Source organism: Pseudoalteromonas sp. GW168-MNA-CIBAN-0100, assembly GCF_040309225.1.
Taxonomy (GTDB): domain Bacteria; phylum Pseudomonadota; class Gammaproteobacteria; order Enterobacterales; family Alteromonadaceae; genus Pseudoalteromonas; species Pseudoalteromonas arctica.
Genome location: NZ_JBEOOL010000008.1, coordinates 13,797 through 39,613 on the forward strand (window position 1 = coordinate 13,797; position 25,817 = coordinate 39,613).

The 25,817-nt window shown below is 41.2% G+C and carries 25 protein-coding genes; 17 read left to right on the forward strand and 8 right to left on the reverse strand.

Annotation, left to right across the window (positions count from 1 at the left end; genetic code table 11):
- The 6 genes from AAEY62_RS06415 (at position 1) to glpD (ending at position 7,993) form a co-directional block, all read left to right on the forward strand.
- Positions 1-1,065: a UDP-glucose--hexose-1-phosphate uridylyltransferase gene (locus tag AAEY62_RS06415; protein ID WP_101164423.1), complete on the forward strand. Its 1,065-nt coding sequence runs from the start codon at positions 1-3 to the stop codon at positions 1,063-1,065.
- Positions 1,055-2,203 carry a galactokinase gene (galK, locus tag AAEY62_RS06420; RefSeq protein WP_101164422.1) on the forward strand — a complete coding sequence of 383 codons (1,149 nt, stop codon included), beginning with the start codon at positions 1,055-1,057 and terminating at the stop codon, positions 2,201-2,203. Before AAEY62_RS06415 ends, galK begins: the two co-directional genes overlap by 11 nt.
- Before the next feature lie 19 nt (positions 2,204-2,222).
- Positions 2,223-3,227, forward strand: a complete 1,005-nt coding sequence (locus AAEY62_RS06425; RefSeq protein WP_101164421.1) for a Gfo/Idh/MocA family protein — start codon at positions 2,223-2,225, stop codon at positions 3,225-3,227.
- A gap of 29 nt (positions 3,228-3,256) precedes the next feature.
- A complete protein-coding gene (locus AAEY62_RS06430) occupies positions 3,257-4,579 on the forward strand; it encodes an alpha/beta hydrolase family protein (RefSeq protein WP_101164420.1) in 1,323 nt (440 codons plus the stop codon).
- A gap of 197 nt (positions 4,580-4,776) precedes the next feature.
- On the forward strand, positions 4,777-6,273 hold the full coding sequence (gene glpK, locus AAEY62_RS06435) for a glycerol kinase GlpK (RefSeq protein ID WP_032826852.1): 1,497 nt from the start codon (positions 4,777-4,779) through the stop codon (positions 6,271-6,273).
- 214 nt (positions 6,274-6,487) lie between these two features.
- Entirely contained in the window at positions 6,488-7,993 is a 1,506-nt protein-coding gene (gene glpD, locus AAEY62_RS06440) for a glycerol-3-phosphate dehydrogenase (RefSeq protein ID WP_101164419.1), read from the forward strand.
- Between the two features lie 61 nt (positions 7,994-8,054).
- Here glpD and AAEY62_RS06445 read toward each other — a convergent pair whose 3' ends face one another.
- Together AAEY62_RS06445 and AAEY62_RS06450 are read right to left on the reverse strand one after the other, a co-directional pair.
- On the reverse strand, positions 8,055-9,023 hold the full coding sequence (locus tag AAEY62_RS06445) for a 2-dehydro-3-deoxygalactonokinase (RefSeq protein WP_024589568.1): 969 nt from the start codon (positions 9,021-9,023) through the stop codon (positions 8,055-8,057).
- A gap of 3 nt (positions 9,024-9,026) precedes the next feature.
- Positions 9,027-9,785, reverse strand: a complete 759-nt coding sequence (locus AAEY62_RS06450) for an SDR family NAD(P)-dependent oxidoreductase (RefSeq protein ID WP_002958845.1) — start codon at positions 9,783-9,785, stop codon at positions 9,027-9,029.
- A gap of 199 nt (positions 9,786-9,984) precedes the next feature.
- Here AAEY62_RS06450 and AAEY62_RS06455 point away from each other — a divergent pair, with 199 nt between their 5' ends.
- On the forward strand, positions 9,985-10,686 hold the full coding sequence (locus AAEY62_RS06455) for a FadR/GntR family transcriptional regulator (RefSeq protein ID WP_007580047.1): 702 nt from the start codon (positions 9,985-9,987) through the stop codon (positions 10,684-10,686).
- 417 nt (positions 10,687-11,103) lie between these two features.
- On the opposite strand, the gene accC is transcribed toward AAEY62_RS06455, so the two are convergent.
- From accC to cutA, 5 genes are all read right to left on the reverse strand, one after another.
- The gene (accC, locus tag AAEY62_RS06460) at positions 11,104-12,444 is read right to left on the reverse strand and encodes an acetyl-CoA carboxylase biotin carboxylase subunit (protein ID WP_007580045.1); all 1,341 of its coding nucleotides are present in this window, start codon (positions 12,442-12,444) and stop codon (positions 11,104-11,106) included.
- Between the two features lie 26 nt (positions 12,445-12,470).
- Positions 12,471-12,929, reverse strand: coding sequence for an acetyl-CoA carboxylase biotin carboxyl carrier protein (accB, locus tag AAEY62_RS06465; protein ID WP_007580042.1), 459 nt, complete (start codon positions 12,927-12,929; stop codon positions 12,471-12,473).
- A 37-nt stretch (positions 12,930-12,966) separates the two neighbouring features.
- Positions 12,967-13,419 carry a type II 3-dehydroquinate dehydratase gene (aroQ, locus tag AAEY62_RS06470; RefSeq protein WP_350634738.1) on the reverse strand — a complete coding sequence of 151 codons (453 nt, stop codon included), beginning with the start codon at positions 13,417-13,419 and terminating at the stop codon, positions 12,967-12,969.
- Positions 13,420-13,647: 228 nt separating this feature from the next.
- Positions 13,648-15,483, reverse strand: coding sequence for a protein-disulfide reductase DsbD (locus AAEY62_RS06475; protein ID WP_350634739.1), 1,836 nt, complete (start codon positions 15,481-15,483; stop codon positions 13,648-13,650).
- The gene (gene cutA / locus AAEY62_RS06480; RefSeq protein WP_024607669.1) at positions 15,483-15,803 is read right to left on the reverse strand and encodes a divalent-cation tolerance protein CutA; all 321 of its coding nucleotides are present in this window, start codon (positions 15,801-15,803) and stop codon (positions 15,483-15,485) included. Before cutA ends, AAEY62_RS06475 begins: the two co-directional genes overlap by 1 nt.
- A gap of 178 nt (positions 15,804-15,981) precedes the next feature.
- On the opposite strand from cutA, the gene AAEY62_RS06485 reads away from it, so the two are divergent.
- From AAEY62_RS06485 to AAEY62_RS06515, 7 genes are all read left to right on the forward strand, one after another.
- A complete protein-coding gene (locus AAEY62_RS06485; RefSeq protein ID WP_101164417.1) occupies positions 15,982-16,458 on the forward strand; it encodes an FxsA family protein in 477 nt (158 codons plus the stop codon).
- 110 nt (positions 16,459-16,568) lie between these two features.
- Positions 16,569-16,856, forward strand: a complete 288-nt coding sequence (locus AAEY62_RS06490; protein ID WP_007580032.1) for a co-chaperone GroES — start codon at positions 16,569-16,571, stop codon at positions 16,854-16,856.
- A gap of 48 nt (positions 16,857-16,904) precedes the next feature.
- Positions 16,905-18,551 (forward strand): chaperonin GroEL, encoded by a 1,647-nt coding sequence (gene groL, locus AAEY62_RS06495; protein WP_007580030.1) that lies wholly within the window; start codon positions 16,905-16,907, stop codon positions 18,549-18,551.
- 194 nt (positions 18,552-18,745) lie between these two features.
- On the forward strand, positions 18,746-19,159 hold the full coding sequence (rnk, locus tag AAEY62_RS06500) for a nucleoside diphosphate kinase regulator (protein WP_010555031.1): 414 nt from the start codon (positions 18,746-18,748) through the stop codon (positions 19,157-19,159).
- A 227-nt stretch (positions 19,160-19,386) separates the two neighbouring features.
- Positions 19,387-19,581 carry a hypothetical protein gene (locus tag AAEY62_RS06505; RefSeq protein ID WP_198551867.1) on the forward strand — a complete coding sequence of 65 codons (195 nt, stop codon included), beginning with the start codon at positions 19,387-19,389 and terminating at the stop codon, positions 19,579-19,581.
- A gap of 92 nt (positions 19,582-19,673) precedes the next feature.
- A complete protein-coding gene (locus tag AAEY62_RS06510; protein WP_024607667.1) occupies positions 19,674-20,108 on the forward strand; it encodes a VOC family protein in 435 nt (144 codons plus the stop codon).
- Between the two features lie 6 nt (positions 20,109-20,114).
- A complete protein-coding gene (locus AAEY62_RS06515; protein WP_024589561.1) occupies positions 20,115-20,552 on the forward strand; it encodes a hypothetical protein in 438 nt (145 codons plus the stop codon).
- A gap of 13 nt (positions 20,553-20,565) precedes the next feature.
- Here the strand turns inward: AAEY62_RS06515 and AAEY62_RS06520 are convergent, their stop codons facing one another.
- Positions 20,566-22,041: an NAD(P)H-hydrate dehydratase gene (locus AAEY62_RS06520; RefSeq protein ID WP_350634740.1), complete on the reverse strand. Its 1,476-nt coding sequence runs from the start codon at positions 22,039-22,041 to the stop codon at positions 20,566-20,568.
- 249 nt (positions 22,042-22,290) lie between these two features.
- Between AAEY62_RS06520 and gmk the strand changes: the two genes are divergently transcribed.
- The 3 genes from gmk to spoT all read left to right on the forward strand — a co-directional run bounded on the left by gmk (position 22,291) and on the right by spoT (position 25,806).
- On the forward strand, positions 22,291-22,911 hold the full coding sequence (gene gmk / locus AAEY62_RS06525; protein ID WP_024589559.1) for a guanylate kinase: 621 nt from the start codon (positions 22,291-22,293) through the stop codon (positions 22,909-22,911).
- Positions 22,912-23,036: 125 nt separating this feature from the next.
- Positions 23,037-23,312: a DNA-directed RNA polymerase subunit omega gene (rpoZ, locus tag AAEY62_RS06530; RefSeq protein WP_007378835.1), complete on the forward strand. Its 276-nt coding sequence runs from the start codon at positions 23,037-23,039 to the stop codon at positions 23,310-23,312.
- A gap of 388 nt (positions 23,313-23,700) precedes the next feature.
- Positions 23,701-25,806, forward strand: coding sequence for a bifunctional GTP diphosphokinase/guanosine-3',5'-bis pyrophosphate 3'-pyrophosphohydrolase (spoT, locus tag AAEY62_RS06535; RefSeq protein WP_007580016.1), 2,106 nt, complete (start codon positions 23,701-23,703; stop codon positions 25,804-25,806).
- Positions 25,807-25,817: the final 11 nt, after the last annotated feature.

Here is a 25,817-nt window from a genome sequence, read left to right on the forward strand (position 1 = left end):
ATGGCTTTATTAGAAAGTACTCACAGACGTAAAAATCCGCTAACGGGTCGTTGGGTATTAGTGTCACCACATCGTAATAACCGCCCATGGTTAGGCGCAACAGAAGCCGTTAACGAAAACGTACTACCAAAACACGATGACAGCTGCCCACTTTGCCCAAGTAATACCCGTGCAAATGGCGACAGCAATCCAGATTACAAATACACACACGTATTTAGAAATGACTTTGGCGCATTAACACCTAATGCCAGCGAGCAATTACAAGCCTTAGAGTCAGACAGCGATTTATTTATTGCCGATGAAGCCAGTGGCGAATGCCGCGTAATTTGTTTTTCTCCAGAGCACAATAAAACACTACCAGAGCTTAGCCAAAACGCATTGCACGAAGTAGTAAAAACCTGGAAACAAAATTACACAGAGCTTGCACAGCAGTACGAATGTGTACAAGTTTTTGAAAATAAAGGCGAGATCATGGGTTGCTCGCAACCTCATCCTCACGGCCAAGTATGGGCTCACTCGCATTTATCAACCGAAATAGAAGCCGAAGATACCCAGCAGCTTGCCTATTATAAAAAGCATGGTACAGCTATGCTTGCCGATTACGCGCAAAAAGAGCAAGCAGATCAAACACGTGTTGTATTTGAAAACGAACATTGGCTTGTTGTGGTGCCATTTTGGGCAGCATGGCCGTTTGAAACAATGCTAGTAACTAAAGATAATATTCAAAACTTTAGCCAGCTAAACGATGTGCAAACCGACTCTTTGGCTCAGGCACTTAAAGTATTAACCACTAAGTACGACAACGTATTTAATTGCAGCTTCCCATACTCAATGGGGTGGCACAATGCACCGGCTAACAGAGGCTCTGATGAGCAACATTGGCGCTTACATGCTCATTTTTATCCGCCGCTACTTCGCTCTGCTACTGTTAAAAAACACATGGTAGGCTACGAAATGCTAGGCGAAAGCCAACGCGACTTAAGCGCAGAAACCGCTGCTTCTATTTTAAAAGCAGCCAGTACCACACACTATAAAGATACAGCAGGACACACAGATGAAGCTTAACGAATTCCAACAACAATTTTTGTCACTGTATGGCGCGCCTGCTCAAGGTATTGCTGCAGCACCGGGCCGTGTAAACCTTATTGGCGAATTTACCGACTACAACGACGGTTTTGTTTTACCGTGTTCGTTAGAGTTTCGTACCCAAGTAATGTTTAAAGAGCGCGACGACAATATTATCACTGTGCATTCTTTAAATTATCCAGGCGAGCAAGACAGCTTTAGCGTTGATGAAGAAATTACTGAAGGCCAATCGCAATGGGGTAACTACATTCGTGCTGTTACTTATGTTCTTAAAAGAGCGGGCTACAAACTACGTGGCGCCGACCTACTAATTGACAGTAACTTACCGCAAGGTAGTGGCTTGTCGTCATCGGCCGCACTAGAAGTTGCAGTTGGCGGTATGTTTAACCATATTGCACAGCTTGGTTTACCGCCAGAGCAAATTGCGCTATTTGGCCAAGAAGCCGAAAATGACTTTATGCATTGCCAATGCGGCATTATGGATCAGCTTATTTCAGCTAAAGGCGAAAATGGGCATGCACTATTAATCGACTGTGAAAACCTAGCAACTAAATCAGTTAAAGTTCCTGATGATTTAAATATTGTTATTGTTAACTCTAACTACCCGCGTAAGTTGGTTGATAGCGAATACAACCAGCGCCGTATTGACTGCGAACAAGCAGCTGTAAAAATGGGTGTAGAAACACTTCGCCAAGCAACCATGACTGCCCTGCAAGCAGTAAAAGCGACATTAAGCGAAAACGAATATAAACGTGCACACCACGTAATTAGCGAAAACGATCGTGTAATTGCAGCAACAACTGCACTACAGAATAACGATATGGATGCACTTCGCACCCTAATGGCAGCATCGCATCAATCACTTAAACACGACTTTGAAGTAACCGTACCTGCAACCGATGGCCTAGTAGAGATTTGTAAAGAAGCCATGGGCGACCGTGGCGCAGTACGTATGACGGGTGGCGGCTTTGGTGGTGCTATTGTATGTTTGTGTCGCGATGCGGAAGTACCACTAATTAAAGCTGCGGTAGAAAAGCATTACTTTGAGCGTTTTAGCCTAAATGCTGATATTTACGTATGTTCAGCGGGCTCAGGATTACAAATTACGTCTTTTTAAATAAACTTAAGGAATAAGCATGGCAAAGGTTAATTGGGGAATTATTGGGTGTGGCAATATAGCTCACACCTTTGCTAAAAGCATTGCGCATTGCAGTGATGCACAGCTTATTGGCGCGGCTTCAACGAGTATGCAGCGCGCTAAAGAATTTGCCACACCGTACAATATTCAAGGCTACGAGAGCTATCAAGCTCTTATGCAGTGCCCAAATATAGACGCTATTTATATTGCCAATACGCACGATCAACACTTTAAAACTATCGCCCAATGCTTAACACACAATAAGCACGTGCTAAGCGAAAAACCGATTACCGTTAATGCTAAGCAATTGCAAAACCTCACTGAGCTTGCCAAGCAACAAAACTGCTTTTTAATGGAAGGCGTTTGGATGCGGTTTTTACCAGCCATAGTAAAATTACAACAACTCCTAAGTGAAGGTGTTATTGGTAATGTGCACAGTGTTAATGCCAACTTTAGTTTACCTGGCAGCTTTGCCGACACTCACCGATTAATGAACCCTGTAACAGCGGGTGGCGCCCTGCTCGATTTAGGTATTTACCCTATTTCGATTGCTGATGTGGTATTTAATAAAGCCCCTGAACACATCAAATCCTTTGTATATAAAAGCACAACCGGCGTTGATGAGCGAAGCACTGCTATAGTTGATTACGGTAACGGGCAATTTGCATCTCTTGCCAGCGCACTGCAGCAAAATGGCCCAACAGAAGCATGTATTAATGGTGAGCTTGGCTATATTCGAATACCTCAGTTTGTAGGTGCAAAAACGCTAGAGCTACACATAAACGACCAAGACCCTCAGTACTTTAAATACGATTTTAGCGACGATGAAAACTTTAAGTTTGAAATTGCACATGTCACGCAGTGTATATTACAAAAACAAACCCAAAGCTGTGTATTACCACTGGGTACTAGCTTACGAGTTATGAACATAATGGATACCTTACGAGCACAATGGCAGTTGCAATATAGCAATGCCATCGAGTCAGCTGAACTGACAAATTAAAAAATAAAAATACACAACAAGGACACACAATGACACACACACTCAAGGCGCTTTCAAAAGCCATATTACTTGCTACGTGCAGTTTATCTGCCAGTGTAGCTGTTGCTGAATCTAATAAACCAGAGCAGCTATACCCGCCAATCACTAGCGAAGTACTCCCAGAGCTTGCAGCTAAAGGTAGCTACAATGTAGGTGTGCAAACACTTGATTTAGTTAACCCTGCGCAATTTGACCCCGCTACACAAGGTCAAAAAGATCGCCCTTTAAAAGTAGAAGTGTGGTATCCGGCTGCAAATACAGCAAAAGCGCCACTTAGCAGCTACACAGATGAAACTCGCTCAGGTAAAGAGTTTACTCTGCAAGCCGATGCAATGCGTGATGTCGCCATTAATAATAAAGAACACTACCCTGTGATAGTGCTTTCGCACGGTTATACCGGTTACCGTACAATTATGTACTACCTTGGCGAGCATTTAGCGTCGCACGGTTACATTGTGGTAGCTATTGATCATACTGACTCAACCAATGCCGATGTTGATTTTAAAAATGCGCCGTTCTCTGGCTTTTTTAGCACGCTTATAAATCGCTCACGCGATCAGCAGTTTGTTATTAATTACTTTAATGAGCAAAACAACTTTGCAAGCAAGCAAGTAGATAACAAAAGCGCAGGCGTAATTGGTTACTCAATGGGTGGCTATGGCGCTGTAAATACGATAGGTGGTTGTTACGCTTTTAATGAGCAAACAACGGCTATGTTTACGGGTATGAAAGACCCTGTTCAAATTGAAAAAGTACAGCAATTACTAAACAGCTGCGCTGGTGGGCAATACAAAAACCCAAAAGTAGACCCACGTATAAAAGCGATGGTGGCCTTTGCGCCTTGGGGCGGACAGCACGCTATATTTGATGCCAAAGCGATGGGAAATATTAAAGTACCTTCGCTTTATGTCGCCGGTAACTTAGATGACATTTCTGGCTATGAAGGTATTAAAAACCTTTATAACCAAACAGGCAGCAAAGATAAATACATGCTTACTTACAAAAATGCACGCCATAATATTGCACCACACCCAGCCCCTGCTATTGCACAAAGCAGCAGTGAGCTAGATATAGGCCATTACTACGAGCCTTCGTGGTCTATGCGCACAATTAACGAAACCAACAAGCATTTTGTACTTGCGATGATGGACTGTCATGTAAAAGGCATAACCACTCAATGTGAATACTTAGATTTACCACAAAACGGCGACCAAGCTGTTGTTGACGGTAAACCACTACCACAGTGGCGCGGGTTTGATAATCGCTTTTCTACCGGTATGGATTGGCAGCAAGCTAAACCACACGCTAAATAACTTACTCAACACGGCTATCTTTTTTTATAGCCGTGTTCGCACTTAAAATCACCTCAAAGTAAAACGTGTTTTATTAAAGAGTTACCTGTTAAAAAAACACGCTTACTTTTTAATCAGGAATTTTAAGAAAAAATCATTGCCATTAGCCTCAGTTAAAGGCAATCTAGCTATATATAAGATAAATAATATTAATAATTATGTCCAAATACATACTCTCAATTGATCAAGGAACCACAAGCTCTCGGGCCATCTTGTTTACAAAAGATGCAGACGTTTTTGGTACAGCACAACAAGAATTTTCGCAGCATTTTCCACAAAATGGTTGGGTAGAACACGACCCTAACGATATTTGGCAAACAGTGCTTAGCACTAGTCGCGAAGTGTTAACTAAAAACGATGTAAAGCCTGAAGAAATTATTGCCATTGGTATCACCAACCAGCGCGAAACCACTTTAGTGTGGAACAAAAAAACAGGCAAAACAATTTATAACGCTATTGTATGGCAAGACCGTCGCACAAGTGACTATTGCGAAAGCCTAACAACTGATGAGCTTTGCCAAACGATAAGCGAAAAAACAGGCTTATTGCTCGACCCTTATTTTTCAGCCACTAAAATTCGTTGGATTTTAGATAACGTTGAAGGCGCACGCGAACAAGCCCTCGCAGGCGAACTCGCCTTCGGTACAGTTGACACTTACCTACTTTGGCAGCTAACAGGCGGCAAAGAGCACCGCACCGATGCAACCAATGCATCACGCACCATGTTATTTAATATTCACACCCAGCAGTGGGATCAAGAGCTTCTAGAGTTATTCGATATTCCAGAATCTATGCTGCCAGAAGTAATGGATTCAGCTGACGAGTTTGGTTCAACGAGTGCTGACATTTTTGGCGCGCCAATTCGTGTTTGTGGTATTGCAGGCGATCAGCAAGCTGCGCTTGTTGGCCACGCATGTTTTGAACAAGGCATGGCAAAAAGTACTTACGGTACTGGCTGTTTTTTAATGCTTAACACTGGCGAAAAAGCACTGACCTCAGAAAACCGCTTATTGACCACTGTTGCTTATAGATTAAACGGCAAGCCAACTTACGCCATTGAAGGCAGTATATTTATGGCTGGCGCAACTATGCAGTGGATTGTTGAAGGCTTAAAGCTACTTAGCCATGCTGGCGAAAGTGAGTCGATGGTTAAAGATGTACCGCTCGATCATGGTGTATTTTTAGTGCCTTCGTTTACGGGTTTAGGTGCTCCTTATTGGGACCCTAATGCACGTGGCGCTATTTTAGGGCTAACACGCGATTCGGGTATTAGCACCATAGTTGCTGCAGCGCTGCAATCAGTTGGCTACCAGACCAAAGATTTACAAAAAGCGATGGAGCGTGATGGTCTTCGCCCAAGTGTGCTTCGTGTAGATGGCGGTATGGTAAAAAATAATTGGGTTATGACCTTTTTATCAAATATTTTAGGCGCAACAGTTGAGCGCCCAACTGTGACCGAAACCACTTCTTTAGGCGTAGCATATTTAGCAGGCTTACAAACGGGTGTGTACGAGTCAACTGAGCAGTTATCTAAAATGTGGACATGCGACCGTCGTTTTGAGCCAACCATGAGTGCCGACGAGCGTAACGACCTATACGCAAAATGGCAGCACTGCGTAGCTCAAGTATGCTTAACGAATAAAAACTGCCCATAGTAAATACTAAGTGGTTAAGGCCAATACTTTAACCACTTTGCTTTTTTAACTTAGCTAAATGCTAGATTTAAAAGGCATGCTTTACTGCTTTAAATTGAAAATGGATTGGCGTCAAAATTAACGAATAAAAAACTGGGTTTTCTATTGTCAAATGAAAACAGCAGCTTTATGATGCTTATGTCTTATTTATATTACAAATAAAAAGGTTAGCTCGGTGGAATTAGCAGATAACGAATATGACTTACTAGTCATCGGTGGCGGTGTAAACGGCACTGGAATAGCAGCTGATGCAGCAGGCAGAGGATTAAAAGTACTCTTGTGCGAACAATCAGACCTTGCCTGTGCAACATCTTCAAATAGTTCTAAGCTGATCCACGGTGGTCTACGCTACCTTGAGCATTACGAATTTAGATTAGTAAAAGAAGCCCTAGCAGAGCGAGAAGTGCTACTTAAGAACGCACCCCATATTATGTGGCCACTTACTTTTAGATTGCCGCATCAAAAGCATTTACGCCCTGCATGGATGATTCGCATTGGTTTGTTTATGTATGACAACCTAGCGAAACGCGAAACACTAGCGGGTTCTCGAAGCATTAAATTTGGCGAAAATAGCGTTTTAGAACCCTCTATTACCAAAGGGTTTGAATACTCTGATGGCTGGGTTGACGATTCTCGCTTAGTCGTTTTAAACGCCCTTGCGGCGCAGGAAAAAGGCGCCGTTATTACCACACAAACTAAGTGTGTAAATGCTAAACGTGAGCACGGTAAATGGCAGGTAACGCTTGAACAACAAAAGAGTAAAGCTAAATACAGCATTTCAGCCAAAGGTATCGTTAATGCTGCAGGCCCGTGGGTTGCTAAGTTATTTGATGAAGCCCTAACAGAAAAATCGCCACAAAATATTCGCCTTGTAAAAGGTAGCCACATTGTAGTGCCTCGCATTCACGATGAGAAACAAGCTTATATTTTACAAAATAAAGATCAGCGTATTGTGTTTGTTATTCCGTTTGAAGATGACTTCTCACTTATTGGCACAACCGATGTAGAACACAAAGGTGAAGCACAAGACGTTAAAATTAGTGATGAAGAAATTGATTACTTAATTGATATTACTAATACCTACTTTAAACAACCGATTAAACGCGAAGACATAGTACATACCTTTTCAGGTGTACGCCCATTACTTGATGACGAATCAGTTAATGCGCAAGCCGTTACACGCGATTATAAATTAGAGCTTTCGAGTGATGCTAAACAAACACCTCTACTGAGTGTGTTTGGTGGAAAAATTACAACTTATCGCAAACTTGCCGAAGCTGCGGTTAATAAGCTTGAAGACTTTTACCCACAAATGAGCAAAGCATGGACCAAGCATAGTTCGCTCCCTGGTGGCGATTTTAGCTCTGTAGAAGCACTTAAATCAGAGCTAAAAGCAAAATATGAATGGTTACCTGAAATAACACTTAAACGCTTTGTACGCACTTATGGTACTCGTGCTAAAAATATATTAGGCAGTGCAACTGGGTTGAGTGATTTAGGCCAAGATTTTGGCCATGGTTTATTTGCAGCAGAAGTAGATTACTTGCTAAATGAAGAGTGGGCAGAAAACGCATACAATATTTTATGGCGCCGCAGCAAATTAGGACTACGTTTTAATGAGGCACAAGTTGCTGCGCTTAATGATTATATTGAGCAAAGCAAAGCGGCTAAAATTGCTTAATAACCGCTAAAGTAATTGGCTGTTATAGTCCTAAAAAATTCCCGTGCAACCCCTTTATAATTTAATTATTATAGAGGGGTTTATTTTTTGACTCTAAATTAAATAAGTAATTAAAGCCGCTTAGCGTGGCTGTTTTAATATCAAACTCAACACACTTAACACCAATTTGTTTAAGCGCTGTGGTAAAACACTTATTAAGCTGCTTTGTGCCAATCACCACTACTTGTGTATCACTCAATAATTGCCACTCGCTTGCATGGCGAGCTGCTCGTACATCGCTGCCAATTAATACACCCGACAAATAAGCTTTGGCTTGTACTGGCGTTAACTCTTTTGAAAGCTGGCGTGTACGCACACTAAAAATACCATGAGCCAAGTTACCGCTATCACTACCTAAAGTTAGCTCACAGCCTTGCTCAAATGCTTTAAAATCAAACTCACCTTCTGCGCAGTCATTAGGAATTAAAACACTTTGATGACATAACAAATCGTATAACTCGCCGGTCATGGCTGTTTTAAAGCAAATGATTTCGCCGTTATTTATAAGCACCCATTTGGTATGTGTGCCAGGCAAACATAATAATATTTTACCTTGTTGATATTCTGGATTTTGCTTTAAAAACCCTAAAATTTGCAGCTCTTCGCCGCGCATTACATCAAACAAGCCGTTTTGCAGCGTACACTTTGTGCCAGGTAACGCTTTAATAATATGTCCATCGCAATCAAAGCTAACCGCAGCATTAAGTAGCCCTTCGGGATTAATTGGGCATTCTAAATATGGCGTTTCGTGCCAGCCGATGCTTGAGGTAATTTGCCCTGCAATATATATAGGTAAACTCCCATATTCTTGCTTCCACACCGAAATCGTGTCGATTAGGGTTTGCTCAAAATTTTGATTCGCCTTAACAACGCCAGGGCCATCACGTTGTGCTAATAATTTAAGTGTTGATTGCGCTTGTACTTCGCACAAATAAGCACGTAAATGGCTCGTGCCCCAGTCAACAGCAATAAAAAGAGATGAATTAGCCAAGCTTTAAAGCCTCCCACCGTCAATTTTAATACTTTGCCCGGTGATCATACTGCTTTCATCGGCGGCTAAAAAGAGTGCCAAATTAGCAACATCTTCAGGAGTTACTAATTTTTTAAGCGCCATGGCTTCCATCCACTTAACTTGCTCTTCTTCGGTAAACCAGCTTGCTAGTTGACGGTCGGTAGCCACCCACCCTGGCAAAATAGCGTTAACGCGAATACCAAACTCGCCGTAATCGCGAGCCAATGCCTTAGTCATACCAATTAGCCCTGCTTTTGCGGTTACATAGCCTGCCATTTGTGGCTGGCCCATAATCGCGTTAATAGAGCTAAAATTAATGATACTGCCGGCTCCATCGCCTTTCATAAAAGACATAGCAACTTGAGAGGCAAAAAATGCAGGGTTTAAGTTTATTTGTAAGCACTGATCCCAGTCTTGCACTGTAACGTCTTCGCTCGCTTGGCGGCGGTCGTTCGCTACATTATTGACTAGTACATTAATGGCACCAAAAGCGGCGCATGCATCCACAAGTGATTGCTGAAGTGCATGAGAGTCAGTTACATCAACTTGCCTATACCATAGTTTTGCATTGGGTAAATCACGAATAAGCGATTGCGCTGCCTTATCATCAATATCTATAAATGCTACTTTTGCATTTTGGTTTACAAAGGACTTAACCATTGCTCTGCCAATGCCTGATGCACCACCAGTAATAAAAATAACTTTACCAGAAAGACTATGATATTGAGCTAGGGTGTTCAAATTCAACTCTCCATACAGCGCATTTTCAATTTTAATTAAACCCTTTATAAACTTACATTTACAGTATAAATAGCCAAACTAAGTTGTTATTGCTGTGCTAAAATATTTAACTAATTAAAAGTTTATATCATATCCTTAAGTACATTAATATGATATATGATATATAATAAAGCAATATATCAACTCGGAATCCTGCGCAATGAAAAGCCAACCCCGTCAAAATTTAACACAACAATTAACCCACGATTTGGGTTTTGCTATTGTGCGTGGTGTTTACCCTGTAAGCGAAGGCCTGCCTTCTGAAGCCGATTTATGTATAAAGTATGATGTAAGTCGCAGCGCTACCCGCGAAGCGGTAAAAATGCTCTCTGCTAAAGGATTAATTTCATCCCGTCCTAAGCAAGGTATTCGTGTATTACCTGAAAGTAGCTGGAACATGTTTGATACCGACGTACTACGTTGGATTTTAAGCAGCAAGCCATCACTGTCATTATTAAAAGAGTTTACTCAAGTACGCGTTGCCCTTGAGCCACAAGCGGCCGCTCTTGCAGCACTAAATGCAACTGCTGAACAACTCGCTGAAATTGATAACGCCTTAGCCCGTATGGCTGAAGCAGACGAAGGCTTGGACGACCCACTAGAAGCTGACATTGCTTTTCATACCAGTATATTAGTTGCCAGTAACAATCGCTTTTTTGTGCAGTTAACTGAGTTTATTAGTACTGCCCTTAGAGTAAGTATTCGTTATACAAACCACATTAAAGGTGTACCGGGCGCAGACGTTGCTAAGCACGCTGATATTTTAGAAACCATAAAGTCACGCGATCCTGAACGCGCTAAAAAAGCAGTAGAAACAATTTTAGAAGAAGCACTACAGTTAATTGAATCTAAATTAGTTTAATGTTAGTTCAACATATTGTATAAATATTGAGTCCATCGAATTTACTCTTTGCAGTATATTTTATGGACTTTTTTATTGCCTATAAGGCTTAATACCAATCCGCAATAATACTTAATCATTTTGCGGGGCTAAACGTGTCGCTACCTGCGTTAAAAAATTCTCATTTACGACTGCATGGATGCAGAAGGTAGAGCAATGCAGGAGCAATTGCCGAGAACAACTAAATAGCGAATTTTTTGCCTAGCTACCAACACGTTTTTCCGCCCTCAAAATAGATCATTTAATTAAGCGAATTGGTATAAATTACAGGCGTTAAAAAATCCGATATCAGTCTCCTGATATCGGATTTTTAATTATTTAAATCAGATTAATAACTCTGGTTATTAACTGAGATAAAACGCCTTTTGCAGGCTAGAATTACAATCCTAATTTCTTCTCAAGATAGTGGATGTTAGTACCACCATTTTGGAAGTTTTCATCTGCAAGAATTCTCTTATGCAAAGGAGTATTAGTTTTAATTCCGTCAATTACTAGCTCGTTAAGTGCATTGCGCGCGCGGGCAATAGCTACATCACGGTTTTCACCGTAAGTAATTAACTTACCAATCATTGAATCGTAATGTGGTGGAACCGTGTAGTCAGCGTAAATATGGCTGTCCCAACGAATACCTAAACCACCTGCTGGATGGAAACGTGTAATTTTACCCGGTGACGGGATAAACGTTTCAGGATCTTCAGCATTAATACGACACTCAATAGCATGACCACGAATAACAACGTCGTCTTGAGTGAATGATAACGGTTGACCCGCTGCAATTTTTAACTGCTCTTTCACTAAATCGATACCAGTAACCATTTCAGTTACAGGGTGTTCAACCTGAATACGTGTATTCATTTCGATGAAGTAAAACTCGCCGTTTTCGTATAAAAACTCAAACGTACCTGCACCGCGGTATCCAATTTCGATACATGCACGTGTACAGCGCTCGCCAATGAATTTACGCGTTTCAGCAGTAATTCCTGGTGCTGGAGCTTCTTCAACTACTTTTTGGTGACGACGTTGCATAGAACAATCACGTTCACCTAAATGTACTGCATTACCTTGGCCGTCTGCTAATACTTGAACTTCGATATGGCGTGGGTTTTCAAGGAATTTCTCCATGTAAACCATGCTATTACCAAAGAATTGCTTAGCTTCTTGCTGTGTTAATGCAATTGAATCAATAAGTTCAGACTCGCTGCGAACAACACGCATACCACGACCACCACCGCCACCAGCGGCTTTGATGATTACCGGGTAACCGATACGCTTAGCAATTTGCATGTTGCGTTCTTTATCATCTGATACCGGACCGTCAGAGCCAGGAACACATGGAACGCCGGCTTTACGCATTGCTGCGATAGCAGACACTTTATCACCCATAAGGCGAATAGTGTCGCCACGAGGACCGATAAATACAAAACCACTTTGCTCAACTTGGTCGGCAAAATCAGCATTTTCTGCAAGGAAACCGTAACCAGGATGAATCGCTACAGCGTCAGTTATTTCAGCCGCAGCAATAATGCGCGGAATATCTAAATAACTTTCAGTTGCTGATGGTCTACCAATACAGATGGTTTCATCTGCAAGCAATACATGCTTAAGATCGCGATCTGCCGTTGAATGCACAGCAACCGTTTTGATCCCAAGCTCTTTGCAGGCGCGCAATATACGAAGTGCAATTTCACCTCGGTTTGCAATGACTACTTTATCTAACATTAGAGTTGGCCTTTTAGGTTACGCTATTATTCAATGATGAATAGTGGTTGATCAAATTCTATTGGCTCGCCATTTTCAGCTAAGATAGCTCTTACTGTACCGGCTTTATCTGATTCAATTTGGTTCATCATTTTCATAGCTTCGATAATACAAAGTGTATCGCCAACTTTAACTTGCTGACCAACTTCTACATATGCTGGAGCTTCAGGAGACGCAGCTGAGTAAAAAGAACCAACCATTGGTGATTTAACTTGATGACCCGTAGGCTCAGCTGGTGCTGCTGCTTCAACAGCTACAGGAGCCGCTGCAACTGGTGCTGCTGGCGCTGGTGCATATTGCTGTGGAGCAAATTGCGGGTAACCTGGGCCAGCGCTCATGTTGTTACGGTTAATACGTACTGATTCTTCACCTTCAGTGATTTCTAGCTCAGCAATACCTGATTCTTCTACTAATTCGATAAGCTTCTTTATCTTGCGAATATCCATTACACGACCCGCCTGTTAGTTTGTGTGTTAATTTAAATTAAATTGCGCTTTGCAACCGGTTAACAGCGGCGTTTAATGCTGCGTGATAACCCATTGCGCCTAATCCACATATCACGCCTTGTGCCACATCAGAAAAATACGAATGATGACGAAAGGCTTCACGTGCGTGCACATTACTTAAGTGCACCTCAAAAAACGGAATATCAACACTCAACAGTGCATCACGTAATGCGACGCTAGTATGCGTAAATGCAGCTGGGTTGATAATTATGTAATCAACCGCTTGCCAAGCATCGTGAATTCGTTCGATGAGTGCTTGCTCACTATTACTTTGAAAATGCGTTAACTCAACATCTAGACTATTAGCAGCACTGGTTAGCTCCTCCATAATCTCACTCAGCGTCTGAAAACCGTATTTATCCGGTTCACGTTTACCAAGCATGTTTAAATTTGGACCATTTATAACTAAAAGGTTAAATTTTGCAGCCATAATACGCGATATATCCTATAAGTAATGAGTTAAGCGGTTACTAACTAGTTTTTCACTTTTAAGTAAGCAGAAAAAGCAATGTAGCAACAATTTCTCACGTTAACCAACTATTATAGTGATTTCGACGTAAATAGCAGCAAAATACTGGTCTTATCAGTGTCGTGGGTACAAATATAAGAAGAATTAAGAAGGTGCCACTTAGTCAATTCAAGTGGCACTATTGCACTATTATTGTGCGCTGGCGCGCACAACTGCTAGGTGTTTAGCAAAGTCCTCAGCATTTAAAAAGCCCGTTACGCGCTGCGTACTAAGCTCTTGTCCTTGAGTATTAAAAAACAAAATACTAGGTAAACCAAACACCGTGTACTCTTCCATTAGCTCAATTGTTTTATTATCACTCTCAGTTAAATCAATTTGAATAAGCTGATAGTGGCTAAACTCACTTTGCACTTTGGCATCAGGAAAGGTGTAATGTTCAAACTCTTTACACGCCACACACCAGTCGGCATATAAATCGACCATAACCATTCGACCTTCGTCGTTTGCTTGTGCAACTGCTTCTTTTAGTTCTGCTAAATCAGCAACCTGTTTAAACTCATTATTTTGTGAGCTTACCTGTACTGTTTGTACTTGTACTGGCCAAAAGTAGTTTTTAGTTAACGTAAAGCCTGTAATAACAAGTAAGGTTGCAGCAAACCAAAGTGCAGTTTTTAACTTGCTTTGTGTTTGGTTACTTTGCCAATGATGTAAGTAAAGTGCTGTTGCTAATGCAAGCACACCTGCCATTAATAATATAATGTCGGCGCTTACTAGTCGCTCAAGTAATATAAGCGGCACAACGAGCATTACAAAACCAAACAAGGTTTTAACTTGCTCCATCCAACCACCTGCTTTAGGCAGCAATTTACCGCCAGATGTACCGAGTAATAACAATGGTAACCCCATACCTAAACTAAGTACGTACAGTGTTAAACCACCTACTAAGTAATCACCACTTTGCGCTACAAATAAGAGCGCCGCCGACAGTGGTGCCGTAGTGCAAGGTGATGCTATTAACCCTGAAAGTACGCCCATTAAAAATACGCCAACGTAGTTGCCGCCTTTTTGGTTGTTACTTACTTGGGTTAACTTGCTCATCATACTGCTTGGCAGTTTTATTTCGTACCAGCCAAACATCGACATAGCCAATAATACAAACAATAAACTAAAGCTGATTAACACAAATGGATGCTGTAAATACCCCTGCACTTGCCCACCAAGCGCCGCAACAACTAAACCAAGCGCTGCATAGGTAACCGCCATACCTTGTATATATACAAACGACAACGCAAACGCTTTTTTAGTTGAAAGGTTTTGCTGACCCGCAATTAAGCTCGACAAAATTGGAAACATTGGGAATACGCATGGCGTAAAAGCAAGGCCTACACCAACAGCAAAAAATATGAGTAAATTAGTTATTAAGCTCTGACTGGCTAATTGCTCAGTAAAAGTCAGTTCTTTTTCGGTGTCACCTGAATTTGTTGTAGGTTCAGTAGTTGGCTCGTTGAGTGCTGCAAATGTACTTTGCGCTGTTGCCGCTTCATCTGTAGCGCTATTTTGATCTACATTTTTAATCTGTGCGCCACTAATTACGCTAAGTGGGATACTAATCACTTCTGGTGGATAACAAAGCCCCGCTTTTGCACAGCCCTGATAGCGAACCTTAACAACCGCTCCCTCAGTGATATTACTTAACTTACTAACAACGCTCGCGGTATTAAAAAAGACTTCTGTTTTACCAAAAAATTCATCTTCAATAATTTCGCCACTACCAGAGTCACCTACTTGAATGTTTGCACCCTTGGCAATAACTTCTATTTTCTTTTTATATAAATAATAGTCTGGTGCTATATCCCAACCTACAAACAAGGTGCTGCCTTGCTGGTCAAAGTCAAATACAAACGCTTGGTCTACAGGTAAAAAAGTGTGTTGAGGAGGCCCAAGTAGATCACCAAGCACATTATTAGTCGCAGCCTTTACAGGTACGGTTAATAATGTAACCAACAATAAAAAGAAAAAACGCATTAATTCAGTACCTCGTCCATCCAATTAAAATACGCCAAATTTCCCGTAGAAACTTCTAAAACCTGAATCTCTGGCACTTCGTAGCTATGTAGCTCTTTTATTGTTAGAAACACATCGTTCATTTTGTCTGCTTTTGTTTTTATAAGTAGCTTGGCTTCAGTTGCTTCTACCACTTCGCCTTCCCACATATAGATAGAACCCATGTTAGGTAAAATATTTACACAAGCGGCCAGCTTTTTCTCTACTAGCGCCCTTGCAAGGGTGCGTGCTTCGGCTTCATCTTTGCAGGTCGTAAAAATCATTTTAAATTGCGTACTCATTATGAACCTTTACTTATTGGACAGTGTCTAGCTTCATAGTATCTGATAGCCGATACAATGTGTAGACGCTAAAATATCAGTAAAATGACGATACCTATGCCCTAACCTTGAAAAGAGACCTCGTCACCCTCATTTATATTTCATCAACTCTTTTGAGTGTCATTATTTAGAGAGCGCTATGTTTAGATTTTTATTTGTGTTGTTTATTATCATCCCTATTATCGAAATCGCTTTGCTGATTCAAGTAAGCGACGTGATTGGTGGATTTGCAACAATTGCACTTGTTGTTATTACTGCGATTTTAGGTGCCAAAATGGTTAAAACACAAGGTATGGGTGCGCTGCAAAACGTACAAGCGCAAATGGCGCAAGGGCAAATGCCAACCAAAGAATTATTTACCGGAATATGCGTTGTAATTGCAGGTGTATTGCTCCTTACTCCTGGCATTATGACCGACGTATTTGGGCTACTATTATTAACCCCTGCAATTCGTAACAAATTGGCTGCAGGCCTTGCTAGCCAAGCAACTGTTAGAATGAGCGCTGGCATGCAACAAGGGCCATCGCCGTTTGCTGGGCAGCAACATGCTGAACGAGAGCAAGGGCAAATGGAACAACCAACCACTATTGATGGTGAATATGAGAGAAAAGATTAAAAATTTATCGTTTTTTCTCTTGGAATTTTACACTCTACCCCCATTAATGAATGCAAATTAGAAAAGCTTTTTTCTGTAATGTACAGAAACTGTTAGGAGAACTAAAAAACATGAACATTCGTCCTTTACAAGATCGCGTAATCGTTAAACGTCTAGAAGAAGAAACAAAATCTGCTGGCGGTATTGTATTAACTGGCTCTGCAGCTGAAAAATCAACTCGCGGAGAAGTTGTAGCCGTTGGTAATGGTCGCGTTTTAGAAAACGGTGACGTGAGAGCGTTAGAAGTTAAAGCCGGTGACACTGTGTTATTTGGCTCATATGTTGAAAAAGTTGAAAAGATCGAAGGTCAAGAGTACCTGATCATGCGTGAAGATAATATTTTAGGCATTGTAGGCTAAACCTACTTTTCGTTTATAAACATTTAAGAATTTAGAGGAATTTAAAACATGGCAGCAAAAGAAGTACTTTTTGCAGGTGACGCACGCGCTAAAATGCTAACTGGCGTAAACATCCTGGCAAACGCAGTAAAAGTTACATTAGGTCCTAAAGGCCGTAACGTTGTACTAGATAAATCATTTGGCTCACCAGTTATCACTAAAGATGGTGTATCTGTAGCAAAAGAAATCGAACTTGAAGACAAGTTTGAGAACATGGGCGCACAAATGGTTAAAGAAGTTGCATCTAAAGCAAATGATGCAGCCGGCGATGGTACAACTACCGCTACAGTACTTGCACAGTCTATTGTTAATGAAGGCCTTAAAGCTGTTGCAGCGGGCATGAACCCAATGGATCTTAAGCGCGGCATCGACAAAGCAGTTATTGCTGCTGTTGCAGAGCTTAAAGCGTTATCTGTTCCTTGTTCTGATACTAAAGCAATTGCACAAGTAGGTACTATTTCAGCTAACTCTGATAAAGAGATTGGCGACATCATTGCACAAGCAATGGAAAAAGTAGGCCGTAACAGTGGTGTTATTACTGTAGAAGAAGGTCAATCACTTGAAAACGAACTAGATGTTGTTGAAGGCATGCAGTTTGACCGTGGTTACTTATCTCCTTACTTCATCAACAGCCCAGAAAAAGGCACTGTTGAACTAGATAACCCATTTATTCTACTTGTAGATAAAAAAATATCTAACATCCGCGAATTATTACCAACATTAGAAGCGGTTGCTAAAGCAAGCAAACCACTACTAATCATCGCAGAAGACCTTGAAGGCGAAGCACTAGCTACATTAGTAGTTAATAACATGCGCGGTATTGTTAAAGTATCAGCAGTTAAAGCACCTGGTTTTGGCGACCGTCGTAAAGCAATGCTACAAGATATCGCTGTATTAACTGGCGGTACTGTTATTTCTGAAGAAATCGGCTTAGAGCTTGAAAAAGCAACAGTTGAAGACCTAGGTACAGCTAAGCGCGTAATTATCACTAAAGATGATACAACAATCATTGATGGTGCTGGTGAAGAAGCGGGTATTAGCGGTCGTGTTTCACAAATCAAAGCACAAATCGAAGAAGCAACATCAGACTACGATAAAGAGAAACTACAAGAGCGCATGGCTAAACTAGCTGGCGGTGTTGCAGTAATCAAAGTAGGTGCTGCTACTGAAATGGAAATGAAAGAGAAAAAAGACCGCGTTGAAGATGCATTAAATGCAACTCGTGCAGCGGTTGAAGAAGGCGTAGTACCTGGCGGCGGCGTTGCACTTGTACGTGCAGCTAGCAAGCTGGTAGATTTAGTTGGCGACAACGAAGATCAAAACCACGGTATTAAAGTTGCACTTCGTGCGATGGAAGCACCACTTCGTCAAATCGTAACTAACGCTGGCGAAGAAGCATCAGTTGTAATTAACGCAGTTAAAGGCGGCGACGGTAACTTTGGTTACAACGCAGCAACTGGCGAATACAACGACATGATTGAAATGGGTATCCTAGATCCAACTAAAGTAACACGCTCTGCATTACAGTTTGCAGGGTCTATTGCGGGTCTAATGATCACTACTGAAGCAATGGTAGCTGAAATCCCAAAAGATGAAGCTGGTGGCGCTGATATGGGTGGCATGGGCGGAATGGGTGGTATGGGCGGAATGATGTAAATCATCCCCTAAACACCTAGCTCAAATAAAAACCCAGCTTCGGCTGGGTTTTTAGCTATTGGGCACAAATAAAGTAAAAGCCACAGGTGTGGCTAATTAATAAAATGACTTCGCGTATCCCTTTGCTTCTTAAATGCATGCCAAGCCATACTCAGAGTTAATTTTATTTATTAAAAATTATTAAGGATATTAAGATGAATAAAAAACCTGAACTGATCATCTCATCACTCGATGCAGATAGATTGTATGACTTAATGGAATCATTGCCTGCAGGTAGCTTTGCTAATAAAGAAGAATTGGAAGCTGAACTGGCACGAGCTACAATAGTCGAACCTAAAGATATGCCATCGTCAGTTGTAACGATGAACTCAACTGTAAACTTTATTGTTGAGTCTTCTAAAGAAGAATTTACGTTAACCTTGGTGTACCCAAAGAACAGTGACTCTAGCGGCGATAAAATATCGATATTATCACCCGTTGGTAGCGCATTACTTGGGCTAAACCAAGGCGACGAAATTGAGTGGCCTAAACCGAGTGGCGGCTTAATAAAGGTAAAAATAAAAGAAGTAACCTATCAACCAGAACGTGCTGGTGAATTACACAGATAAACACTTTATGCACTTAGTACTAAAAAATCGATTTAAAGTAAACCCAGCCTCGGCTGGGTTTTGCTTTTTATTATAAAGCAGATTGATATTGTTTAATTTATACCCACATCTAAGTTACGTATAACTAAGATTTATATTAAATGGATTTATTAAATAATAACGGAATATTCATCTTCTTTGTTTTTGTTGCCCTTGTGACTGGGTTATTTTCATTCGTAGTTTGGGCTATGCTCAAAATGGTCACGTGGGGTAAAAGTATGTCTAAGGGGGCTTATTTATTTTTGGCATTCTTTCCGCTTATTTCTATTATTCCTATCCCACCGCCTACATACGAAAATGTACAAAAAGCAAAACAAGAACAAAGAAAACGCAAAGAAGACTCAGGTGATCCACCCGATGATGAAGACGAACTCGTAAGTTAATTCATATTACATACTGCGGGCATATACCTGCGTAATCGTTTACTAAATATGATAAAAAGCACATTTATTTAATAGTACGGAGTGAGCTAAACATGACTAACGTTCAACAGCATATCGGCAGCATTGCATTAGTTGTTAAGGACTACGACGATGCCATTGAGTTTTATACTCAAAAGCTTAACTTTGAGTTAGTTGAGGATACTGATTTAGGAGAGGGTAAACGCTGGGTGTTGATTTCACCTCCAAATTCAAACGGGGCTAGTTCAAATGGGACTAATTCGAGCAGGACTAATCTACTGCTTGCTAAAGCCACAACACCCGAACAGATCAGCGCTATTGGTAATCAAACGGGTGGGCGCGTGTTTTTATTTTTGCATACTGATGACTTTTGGCGAGATTATAATTTAATGCTTTTTAAAGGCGTTACATTTAACGAAGAGCCTAGAGTAGAACCCTATGGCACCGTAGCGGTTTTTGAAGACTTGTATGGTACAAAATGGGATTTATTACAGCTTAATAATCAGTGAGATAAAATGCTGTTAAATATAAAAGCAAAATTTTTATTAAGCGCAGGAGTTATTGCATCTGCAGCGGCTGTATGGCATTTACTTTGTATATGGGGTGGCACTAGTTGGTTTATATTTGCTCGCGCCCCAATACAAATAATAGAATCATCACAGCAAGGTACATTCCTTGCGCCTTTAGGTAGTATTGCAATAGCTGGACTCATGTTTGCCTGTACTGCATTTGCCTTATCAGCAATTGGCTTAGTGCGTAACATAGTACTTACTAGAACCGCTTTAACTGCTATTGCAACCTTGTGTATCATACGAAGCTTAATAATTATCCCTGCATTAATACGAGCCGATACGTGGAATATTATAGCGAGCAGTGTTTGGCTTTATGTAGGTGTATGCTTTTTAGTGGGTGCAATAACGTTCCACAATTTAAAGCCGAACACTGATAGTTGAGTGACGCTTAAACTCACGTCACTTTATTAACTAACTCTCTTACAATTGCGAATAAATCACTGGGTAGCATTCCCCTTTGCCCGTCTCGCTCACTTGCAATATCACCGGCTTTAGCATGCAGTGTTACACCATAGCGTGCTGCTTCATCAATAGTTAAACCTTGGGCAAGCAATGCCCCAATAATACCAGTGAGTACATCGCCACTGCCGCCAACGGCCAATGCCGGGTTGCCATCTTCACATACCCACGTGTGCTGGGCATTATCTATTAATGTTCCTGCGCCTTTTAATACACAAGTCGCGTTATAGCGCTTGGAGCAAAGACGAGCATAGTTAAAACGATCAGATTCGATTTCGCTGGTGCTAACACTTAGCAGTCGCGAAGCTTCGCCGGGATGTGGAGTAAGTACGCATTGCTCTAACGTGTATGATGAAGCTTGCTTAGCCAGTAAATTAAGGGCATCTGCATCTATAACCAATGGCATTTTATTGTTTTGGCAATATTGCATTACTTCATCGAATGTTTGTTGTGCCCACTCGTCTTGCCCAAGCCCTGGGCCAATAACAACGCAGCTTGCCCACTCTAGCGCTTGATGTAAGTTATTACTGCTTACCATAAGTTCTGGTCTGCCAATACTAATAGGCGTTATTGAGCTTTCGTGTGTATACACTCTTACCATGCCAGCACCCGTTCTAAGAGCTGCTTCACTACTTAACCTAATTGCACCTGCAGTACCTTGATTGCCACCAACACATAAAAGTTTACCGTGGCTTCCTTTGTGACTATTGATTGCCCGCGTGGCTATTCCTTTAAAGCTATTGATATTAACAAGGGTTCCTGAAGATTGAGCGATACAAGTAAACGCATCGCCAATTGCTAAATCATCAAATACTAACTTACCGCTATATTGTTTACCTGCCGTCGTTGCGAGCCCTTGCTTAATGCCCACAAAAGTAACGGTTGAAGTCGCTTGTACTGCACATCCTAAAGGCTGCCCTGTATTTGCTTCAATACCTGATGGAATATCAATGCTTATTACGGGCTTATCACTGTTATTTACAGCTTTTATTATATTCGCAAAATTATCGCGCACTGCGTTTTTAAGGCCAGTACCAAGGAGCGCATCAATAACTATATCGCACTTATTAAGAGTGTCTTTTGTAAAATGAGAAACCACCCCACCCGCTTCAATCCATAACTGCTGCGCTTTTGCTGCATCACCGGTTAATACTTTATTAGGCTCAGCTGCGCATACTGTTACCTCTTTACCTGATTGCATAATAAGCCTAGCTACAATGTAACCGTCTCCAGCGTTGTTACCATGGCCAACAATAACTAATGTATGCTGTGCATCAAATAACTGCCATTGCTTATATATGGCCTCGCCTGCACGCTGCATTAGGGTAAATAAATCACAATGACTATTTTTAGCAGCTAAAGCTTCACTATCTCTTACTTGTTGTGCGGTAAATAAAGTTTTATTGAGCATGACGGATCCTGTAATAGGTGATACTTCACCTTATCAAATACTTATATCTAGCGGCTAGTTCTGTTAATAATTTTAAACTGCAATTTTATTTAAAGCGTAACTTAGTAAAACACTCCCGAGCCAATTTGGGCATGACCAACATGAGCACGACTAACTTGAGCAAGGTGAGCTAATTAAAGTACAATGCAGTTAATTAAAGGCTTGGCTTACTTGTAACCCAAGCCTGTTTATTTTTAGGTAGATAAAAACATGGCACAAACTCGCGGTAACTTATTTATTTTGTCAGCCCCTTCTGGTGCTGGTAAATCAAGCTTAATCAATGCGTTATTAAAAAAACACGCTGACATGAAAGTATCTGTATCACATACAACTCGCGCCCCTCGCCCAGGTGAAGAAAATGGCGTGCATTATCACTTTGTATCTACAGACGAATTTAAAGCGCTTATTGCCAAAGATGACTTTTTTGAATGGGCTCAAGTATTCGATAATTACTACGGCACATCAAAGCAGGCTATTGAGTCGCAACTTGATGCCGGTATTGATGTGTTTTTAGATATTGATTGGCAAGGCGCTCAGCAAGTGCGCAAAATTATGCCAAGCGTACAAACTATTTTTATTCTACCTCCTTCAAAAGAAGAATTAGAACAACGCTTAAATAACCGTGGCCAAGATTCGGCTGAAATTATTGCCTCTCGTATGGCAAAAGCACAATCTGAAACATCACATTATAACGAATACGACTTTGTAATTGTTAATGATGACTTTGAGAGCGCACTTGCCGACATAGAAATAATTGTAATGGCTCAGCGCTTAACACTAAAAGCGCAAGAAGATCGTCACCAAGTTTTACTAAATAGTCTGCTTAAATAATTTAAGCTTACTTAAATTAGGCTTAGGCAAGTAAAACTGATAAAAATTGAACACTGGCTATTGGCGAAAGTGGCTCCTTGGAGTAAACTACGTCTTTGCTTTTAAATTATTTTTGGAGTGCTGTGATGGCCCGCGTAACAGTTGAAGATGCAGTAGATGCAGTTGGTAATCGTTTTGACTTAATTTTAGTTGCGGCTCGTCGTGCCCGCCAAATTGCTGTTGGTGGTAAAACTCCACTAGTAGACCCTGAAAACGATAAGCCAACGGTAGTTGCTTTACGTGAAATTGAATTAGGTTTAGTTGATAGCGCTTCAATGGACTTAATTGACCGTGAAGAACAACAACACCAAGAAGCAGCAGAATTAGCTGCTGTTGCTGCCATTGTTGGTGGCAACCAATAATCGACCTCCCGGTCTGATTTAGCCAACGGCGCAGTATTTCTACTATAGCCGTTGGCAATCCTTTCATTTCATCGTATATTCGTAGCTTACCTAATTTGCTTCACTAGGGCCTGTTTATCTTTCGAGGTTAAATTTGCAGCAGTATGCTTGGTATTTAGGCAAGGCAGAGCCTATGTAGTGTGGTTATTTCCCATAAATAGGCGATAACGCAGTATAAATGCCAAACATGTGCTGCCCAAAGGGTTCTGCCTAGGGGCAATTTACTCTTTGTTGCTCGATTTTTACTTAGCCCGCTAGGCTAAAAACCTCGCGCCGCGATTAAATCGCCCCTAGATTGAACAAATTTTAATCCTGAAAGGTCAACAGGCCCTAGAACATTGGAGTGTGAATGTATCTTTTTGAAGGTCTTAAAAAGAAAATTTCAGAATACTTGCCCGCTGCTGATGTAGAGCTGGTTCAAAAATCTTACGTGGTAGCCCGAGAGGCCCATGAAGGACAAACTCGCTCAAGTGGCGAACCTTACATAACTCATCCAGTAGAAGTAACCCAAATTCTTGCAGGCATGCATCTTGACCATGAAACGCTCATGGCCGCGCTAATGCATGATGTAATTGAAGATACTGATTTTAGCCAACAAGATTTAGCCGAAATTTTTGGCGAAACTGTGGCAGAACTCGTTGAAGGTGTAAGTAAGCTCGATAAGCTCAGCTTTAAAGATAAAAAAGAATTCCAAGCTGAAAACTACCGCAAAATGATTATGGCAATGACTCAGGATATTCGAGTTATTTTAATCAAGCTTGCTGATAGAACGCACAATATGCGTACTTTAGGGGCACTGCGCCCAGATAAGCGCCGCAGAATAGCACGTGAAACGCTTGAGATTTACGCGCCAATAGCAAACCGCTTAGGTATTCACGATATTAAAAATGAGCTTGAAGACTTAGGTTTTCAAGCTTTATATCCTATGCGTCATCGCGCACTTAAATCTGAAGTAGCTAAAGCACGTGGTAATCGCAAAGAAGTTATCACTAATATCCAACATGAAATAGAAGCACGTCTTGAAGAGTCAGGCATTAAAGCGACTGTGTCAGGCCGTGAGAAACATTTATATAGTATTTATAAAAAAATGCTTAATAAAGAACTGCTATTTAACGAAGTTATGGATATTTACGCGTTTAGAATTGCAGTTGATTCTATGGATACGTGTTATCGCGTATTAGGTGTGGCTCATAGTCTTTATAAGCCTATAGAAACACGCTTTAAAGATTATATTGCTGTACCAAAAACTAATGGTTACCAATCGCTTCATACTTCATTAGTTGGCCCACACGGGATACCTGTTGAGATTCAGATTCGTACTCACGATATGGATCAGATGGCCGACAAAGGTGTAGCGGCGCACTGGATGTATAAAAAATCAGGTGATGGTGCCGGTAATACTTCGCAGCAACGTGCTCGCCAATGGATGCAAAGCTTATTAGAGCTTCAGCAAAGTGCGGGTTCATCGTTTGAATTTATTGAAAACGTAAAAACTGAGCTATTCCCAGAAGAAATTTACGTATTTACACCTGATGGTCGTATTGTTGAGCTACCAATGGGCGCTACCGCAGTCGATTTTGCGTATGCAGTGCATACTGATGTAGGCAACACTTGTGTAGGCGCTCGCGTTAATCGCAAGCCACATCCTTTAAGTCGGCCATTAGATACAGGGCAAACCATAGAGATAATAACAAGCTCAGGTGCCCACCCTAATGCAACATGGCTAAACTTTATTGTTACTGGTAAAGCACGCTTAGGTGTTCGTAATTACCTTAGAAGCCAGCATCATGAAGAGGCTATGCTTTTAGGGCGTCGTTTACTTGATTCGGCATTAGGCGAAAACAAACTAGATAGCATTGCTGATGAAAATATAGCGAGAGTACTTGAAGAGCACGAACTAACTACGCTTCTTGAATTACTTGTAGAAATTGGCTCTGGTAACTTAATGAGTATGTTAATTGCCAAGCGCTTATTGCAAAATGACAATGACGATTTAACTGATATAACAAGCCAAGCTAAAGCGACCATTATTGGTACTGAAGGCATGTTAGTGAATTACTCTAAGTGTTGCCGACCTGTACCAGGCGATGCCATTACAGCTCATATAAGCCAAGGTAAGGGCCTGACCGTTCACCGCCAAGAATGTAAAAATATTCGTGGTTGGGAAAATGAGCGCTCTAAATACTTAGTTGTAAAATGGGACGATAACCCAGAAAAAGAATATATTGCAGCTCTGAGAGTTGAAATTATTAACCATCAAGGCGCGTTAGCTAAGCTAACCAATGTTGTCGCTACAACCCAAGCCAATATTGTCGAAATTGCCACCGATGAAAAAGAAAGTAATTTATACGTGATAGATTTGGGGGTTACCGTTAAAAACCGTATCCACGTTGCTAACATTATGCGCCGCATTCGCGTTATGCCTGATGTACAAAAAGTCTATCGTAAAAAATAAAATAGGAAACA

What these genes read in the sequence shown, in the direction of transcription:
- rnk (WP_010555031.1), top strand. Translation starts at nt 18,746, where the DNA reads ATGAATAAAAAACCTGAACTGATCATCTCATCACTCGATGCAGATAGA.
- AAEY62_RS06505 (WP_198551867.1), top strand. Translation starts at nt 19,387, where the DNA reads ATGCTCAAAATGGTCACGTGGGGTAAAAGTATGTCTAAGGGGGCTTAT.
- accB (WP_007580042.1), bottom strand. Translation starts at nt 12,929, where the DNA reads ATGGATATTCGCAAGATAAAGAAGCTTATCGAATTAGTAGAAGAATCA.
- accC (WP_007580045.1), bottom strand. Translation starts at nt 12,444, where the DNA reads ATGTTAGATAAAGTAGTCATTGCAAACCGAGGTGAAATTGCACTTCGT.
- AAEY62_RS06520 (WP_350634740.1), bottom strand. Translation starts at nt 22,041, where the DNA reads ATGCTCAATAAAACTTTATTTACCGCACAACAAGTAAGAGATAGTGAA.
- AAEY62_RS06425 (WP_101164421.1), top strand. Translation starts at nt 2,223, where the DNA reads ATGGCAAAGGTTAATTGGGGAATTATTGGGTGTGGCAATATAGCTCAC.
- AAEY62_RS06515 (WP_024589561.1), top strand. Translation starts at nt 20,115, where the DNA reads ATGCTGTTAAATATAAAAGCAAAATTTTTATTAAGCGCAGGAGTTATT.
- groL (WP_007580030.1), top strand. Translation starts at nt 16,905, where the DNA reads ATGGCAGCAAAAGAAGTACTTTTTGCAGGTGACGCACGCGCTAAAATG.
- spoT (WP_007580016.1), top strand. Translation starts at nt 23,701, where the DNA reads ATGTATCTTTTTGAAGGTCTTAAAAAGAAAATTTCAGAATACTTGCCC.
- glpK (WP_032826852.1), top strand. Translation starts at nt 4,777, where the DNA reads ATGTCCAAATACATACTCTCAATTGATCAAGGAACCACAAGCTCTCGG.
- AAEY62_RS06475 (WP_350634739.1), bottom strand. Translation starts at nt 15,483, where the DNA reads ATGCGTTTTTTCTTTTTATTGTTGGTTACATTATTAACCGTACCTGTA.
- AAEY62_RS06485 (WP_101164417.1), top strand. Translation starts at nt 15,982, where the DNA reads ATGTTTAGATTTTTATTTGTGTTGTTTATTATCATCCCTATTATCGAA.
- AAEY62_RS06455 (WP_007580047.1), top strand. Translation starts at nt 9,985, where the DNA reads ATGAAAAGCCAACCCCGTCAAAATTTAACACAACAATTAACCCACGAT.
- gmk (WP_024589559.1), top strand. Translation starts at nt 22,291, where the DNA reads ATGGCACAAACTCGCGGTAACTTATTTATTTTGTCAGCCCCTTCTGGT.
- rpoZ (WP_007378835.1), top strand. Translation starts at nt 23,037, where the DNA reads ATGGCCCGCGTAACAGTTGAAGATGCAGTAGATGCAGTTGGTAATCGT.
- AAEY62_RS06490 (WP_007580032.1), top strand. Translation starts at nt 16,569, where the DNA reads ATGAACATTCGTCCTTTACAAGATCGCGTAATCGTTAAACGTCTAGAA.
- AAEY62_RS06510 (WP_024607667.1), top strand. Translation starts at nt 19,674, where the DNA reads ATGACTAACGTTCAACAGCATATCGGCAGCATTGCATTAGTTGTTAAG.
- cutA (WP_024607669.1), bottom strand. Translation starts at nt 15,803, where the DNA reads ATGAGTACGCAATTTAAAATGATTTTTACGACCTGCAAAGATGAAGCC.
- AAEY62_RS06430 (WP_101164420.1), top strand. Translation starts at nt 3,257, where the DNA reads ATGACACACACACTCAAGGCGCTTTCAAAAGCCATATTACTTGCTACG.
- AAEY62_RS06415 (WP_101164423.1), top strand. Translation starts at nt 1, where the DNA reads ATGGCTTTATTAGAAAGTACTCACAGACGTAAAAATCCGCTAACGGGT.
- aroQ (WP_350634738.1), bottom strand. Translation starts at nt 13,419, where the DNA reads ATGGCTGCAAAATTTAACCTTTTAGTTATAAATGGTCCAAATTTAAAC.
- galK (WP_101164422.1), top strand. Translation starts at nt 1,055, where the DNA reads ATGAAGCTTAACGAATTCCAACAACAATTTTTGTCACTGTATGGCGCG.